Annotated in this window: 4 protein-coding genes; all 4 read left to right on the forward strand. The window is 50.5% G+C overall.

Features of this window, described 5'->3' with window-relative positions; translation table 11 throughout:
- The coding region (locus ACYC56_RS12285; protein ID WP_461374470.1) for an ATP-dependent Clp protease ATP-binding subunit at positions 1 to 1,936 on the forward strand (1,936 nt) is incomplete at its 5' end.
- Positions 1,937 to 2,094: 158 nt separating this feature from the next.
- Positions 2,095 to 2,640: a hypothetical protein gene (locus tag ACYC56_RS12290; protein WP_461374471.1), complete on the forward strand. Its 546-nt coding sequence runs from the start codon at positions 2,095 to 2,097 to the stop codon at positions 2,638 to 2,640.
- A 293-nt stretch (positions 2,641 to 2,933) separates the two neighbouring features.
- On the forward strand, positions 2,934 to 3,605 hold the full coding sequence (locus tag ACYC56_RS12295) for a YIP1 family protein (protein ID WP_461374472.1): 672 nt from the start codon (positions 2,934 to 2,936) through the stop codon (positions 3,603 to 3,605).
- A 170-nt stretch (positions 3,606 to 3,775) separates the two neighbouring features.
- On the forward strand, positions 3,776 to 4,776 hold a 1,001-nt coding region (locus ACYC56_RS12300), incomplete at its 3' end, for a hypothetical protein (protein WP_461374473.1).

Raw genomic sequence — 4,776 nt, forward strand, 5'->3', positions numbered from 1 at the left:
AGGGCTCGCCCAGCGTATAGTCTCCGGCGACGTCCCCGAAGGATTGAAAGAAAAACGCGTGGTTGCACTGGATTTGGGCGCCCTCATCGCCGGCGCCAAATATCGCGGCGAATTCGAGGACCGCTTGAAAGCGGTGTTAAAAGAAGTCACAAGCTCCGAGGGCGAGATCGTCCTCTTTATCGATGAGCTTCATACGCTGGTCGGAGCCGGCGCCGCCGAAGGTGCGGTCGATGCGGCCAACCTGCTTAAACCCGCGCTTTCACGCGGTGAGTTGCGGGCGGTCGGCGCGACCACCATCGACGAGTATCGAAAATATATCGAAAAAGATGCCGCCCTTGAGCGCCGTTTCCAGCCGGTTCTTGTCGGCGAGCCCTCGGTTGAGGATACCGTTGCGATACTACGGGGCCTTAAAGAGCGCTACGAGGTGCACCATGGCGTGCGCATTACCGATTCCGCGCTGGTCGCGGCCGCCGTCATGTCAAACCGCTACATCGCCGACAGGTTCCTGCCGGACAAGGCAATCGACCTGGTCGATGAGGCGGCGTCTCGCCTGCGCATCGAAATCGACAGCATGCCGACCGAAATCGACGAGGTCGAGCGTAAGATCAAGCAGCTTGAAATCGAGCGCCAGGCCTTTAAAAACGACACGAACAAGGCCGCGCTCGAGCGGCTTGCCACTATAGAAAAGGACCTCGCCGAGCTTAAGGAAAAAAGTTTTCACATGAAGGCCCACTGGCAGAACGAGAAGAGCGTTATCCAGCAGATTCGAGACCTCAAAGAGCGAATCGAACAGGCCAAAACCGATGCGACCAACGCCGAGCGTGCGGGGGACCTCTCTCTTGCGGCACGGCTTCGCTACGGAGACATCCTCGCGTTTGAAAAAGAACTCGACGAGGAAAACAGCCGCTTATTGGAATTGCAGAAAGACCAGAAGATGTTAAAAGAAGAGGTAGATGAGGAAGATATCGCCGAAGTCGTCTCAAAATGGACCGGTGTGCCTGTTTCCAACCTAATAGAAGGTGAGATAGAGAAGCTCATCAACACGGAGAAACGTCTGCATATAAGGGTAATCGGCCAGGACGAGGCGGTTTCCGCCGTCTCCAACGCGATTCGCAGGGCGCGGGCCGGCCTGCAAGACCCCGATCGTCCTTTGGGCTCGTTTATCTTCCTCGGCCCGACCGGCGTCGGCAAAACCGAGCTGGCGAGAGCGCTTGCCGAATTTCTCTTCGACGACGAGCGCGCCATGATCCGTATCGACATGAGCGAGTACATGGAGAAGCACACCGTATCCAGGCTGATCGGCGCACCTCCCGGCTACGTCGGCTACGACGAGGGCGGTCAGCTTACCGAGGCGGTTCGCCGCCGTCCCTACGCGGTTCTGCTTCTCGACGAGATAGAAAAAGCCCACAGCGACGTCTTTAACGTGCTGTTGCAAATCCTCGACGACGGCCGCCTCACCGACGGTAAGGGCAGGACGGTCGACTTTAAAAACACTATTATCATCATGACATCGAACCTGGGCTCGCAACACATCCAGGAAGTGGTCGATCCCGATGAGCTTAAGCAAAAGGTCGACGAAGTCATGAAGCTTCACTTCAGGCCCGAGTTCCTTAACAGGGTCGATGACGCCGTCATCTTCAATCGCCTTTCGATGGAGGACATCGAAAAGATCATCGATATCCAGCTCGTCCGCCTGCAAAAGCGGGTTGCCGAACACGGCATAACGCTTGAACTGACCGATGCCGCCAAAGGGCTAATAGCATTAGAAGGCTACGACCCCGCCTTCGGGGCACGCCCGCTCAAGCGCGTTATCCAGCGCAAACTGCAGGATAGCCTCGCGCTAAAAATCCTCGAAGGCGACATCAAAGCGGGGGATAACGTTACGGTCGATGCCGTTGATGGAAGCATAACGTTTGCGGTGAAGGTTACGGCGTAACGCGGGTCTAGGATACTACTCCACATAAGGCTAAAAGAGGGCGGATGATATGTTCGCTCTCTTATCTATTTAGCAGGTTTGTGTACCAACATCTGTGGTATAAGGGGGGTGAGTTGATTGCATCTTGCGATTTTCCTCTTTAAAAAGGAGGATTTGTAATGGCAGCTTCAATGTTGAGCATCGTGAAGTCAGCAGCTCTTTCTGTGCTACGATTTGGCGGTCTCGTTATCTCCCGATCATTGCACCTTCGGCGCGGTCGCGTTGGTGAACTCTATGAGATCGACCAAGGCGGGACATACAAAATCTTTCGAGAAACCGTGGGCAATGATGGAACATCGGATAGTAGTAACGTGCTGGTAGTAGGTTTCCGCATGCGGCTGCTGCGCAGAGACCCCCTTCTTCACTGGATATTTCAGCGCGCGTGCATTATGACAACGCCGTTTTGGAGCGGATTTCGTGGGTTTCGCGTAAAACTTTGGATGGTCGATCCCACGAGTAAAGACTATCTGGGCATCTACGATTGGGCCGGCAGGCAAAACGCCCAATCGTACGTTGATGCATTAGTCCGCGTGCTTCGCCCGCTCTCTACACCGGGTTCAGTCTGGTATGAGCTCTATCCGGATCAAGAACTTGACGCTTATTTACACATCCGCAAGCAAATCATCCTACCGCTAGGTAAAGGTTTAGCCCGGCATGCCGGATAATGTCCCCCTGTAAAACAAGCGCAGGTTTTTTGTCAAAAGATTATTATATCTTATAAAGCGGTTATCCTTATCAAGGGGCTTCTGTACTGAATGTCAGAGACAAATGTGCTCCAAGTGCTGGTCGGGCTTATCACTTTTTGGCGGCGGCTCTGCTTACCTCGATGAAACCGTCGGGAGAGTCATGACTGGATATTGTGCATGATAATCCTTATCACATATTATTAAGTCGTAGTAACTCTAGCGTAATTTTGGCAATCGATGTTACAGTTAGCGGGATAAGGAAGGATTTTGGTATGCGAAAGAGACTAAAGGAAAGCTTTTGGTTCTCGACCTGGACACAGCCAAGAGCCACGATACGAAACGTTCATGAGCTAAAGCCGCTCTACTGGGTGCCGATTATCGCACTGGCCAGCATTAATGCAAGCTTAAATGATTTTAAGATTCAAAGTGGCGATCTTACGCCCATGTGGTCGAGCATTGGGACTTCTCTTGTAATCGGAATACCGCTTACGCTGGTCATGTTTTACATCCAGGTAGCGTTGCTTGAGTTCACGGGTCGTTCATTAGGGGGTAAAGCTACCTATGAGCGCATCCAAACCGCCGTCGCATTATCGCGTATCCCTATAGTGTGGGTGCTTTCTGTTTGGGTCGCAAAGCTCGCTCTCTTCGGTGAAAAGGCATTTCGTCAAGGGTCTATGCCGCAGGGGTCGTTTTTCAATAATGCTATAGTCTTCTTTAATCCGCTCAATAGCACCCCCAGCGAAGTATCCTGGTTTGGCGTTTTAGGTGTTATTTCAGCGATAATCAGCGTGTGGGCATTCATCATATTATTAAACTGCCTCTCGGAAGTACAAGAGTTTTCTACCGGCACTGCGCTTATAAATGTGGTCGTGGCGTTTATCTTGCCCCCGATCCTTATTATCTTGCTCCTCCTACCGTTCTTGGCAGTCGCCAGGTCTGGATAGGTACCGTTTATACTCTCCATCTGGTATTATGGGTTGGGTCGCCAGGAGCGCGGATAAAGGCGCTCATCGTAGTCGATATGTTTACTATTAGTTGCCTAGTATGCTATTGTAAACTGATATAAGCACAGAAGTTCTTCGTATGCGCACTTTGATTACAAGTAAGAAGTTTAATGGCAACGATTAAGAAAAAACTTCAGCAACCAATAAAATCTCGAACTGCGATTTCAGTCCCATGGTCCATTGATTGGAGTGTTCCCGTAGCCTATCTGTTTGGGTTGATCGCGTATATGTGCTTTGCGCGAACCATCGTGTATTTTCCCCAAGTTACCAGCTTCGCATTAATAGGTATTCTCGTTGGGTGGATTCTTAAAGGGAAAGAGGTTAAGGCACTTCTTACTGGAATCGTTCTTAGTGTAACGATAATTTTGTTCTTTGACCTGCCTTCATATCCTTATCTTATTGAGCGGGGCGGTGTACAGTTCAGCCTCTCGAACATACCAGGCGATCCGGGACTTCTTTTGTTCACAACGCTTACCTTTCTGATAACTAACATGGTAAGCTGGATTGCGGCAAAATGGGTCTCGATTGTAAAGAAAGACTATCTCTTAGCATTAGCGATACTGGCCGTAATCATCATAAACCTTTTCGGGGTGGTCCAAACTGCAAGCAACCCTCCCTGTTCACATATCACGGAGAAGATATCGAACGTATCATTATCTGAGCAAACGCAGTTTGATGGCGCTCTCTACCTTAAGGTTTTCTTCCTCATGAAACAAGGCTTATCATACTACGATGCCCTACCGGTGGCATGCGAACAGGACGTGAGGATGGGTCATGCTCCGGCTAGCGTGTTAAGCTGGAGGCTTCCGACCACGTTTGAAATTTGGCAGATGCTCCCCGCTAACGGCGTATATATCCAATTTTTATTTGTTGTCATGTCGGCTTTATCGCTTATTGCAGCGTTTTTTTTCGCAAGCAGATATTTAAAACCGGTAGCCGCATTATCGGCACCAATAATTATAATGCCCTATCTCGTGAAAGGGGCGGCAACCTTGTGGTTTCCATTTTTGGAATTTTGGGGTTTGTTCTTAGCTATCATCGCAATGTCGCTTTACGTTAATCGCTCGCGGATAAAACATGGAGAACTTATCGCTGCCAGCATCTCAGTACT

The organism is Candidatus Aquicultor sp. (assembly GCF_054640775.1).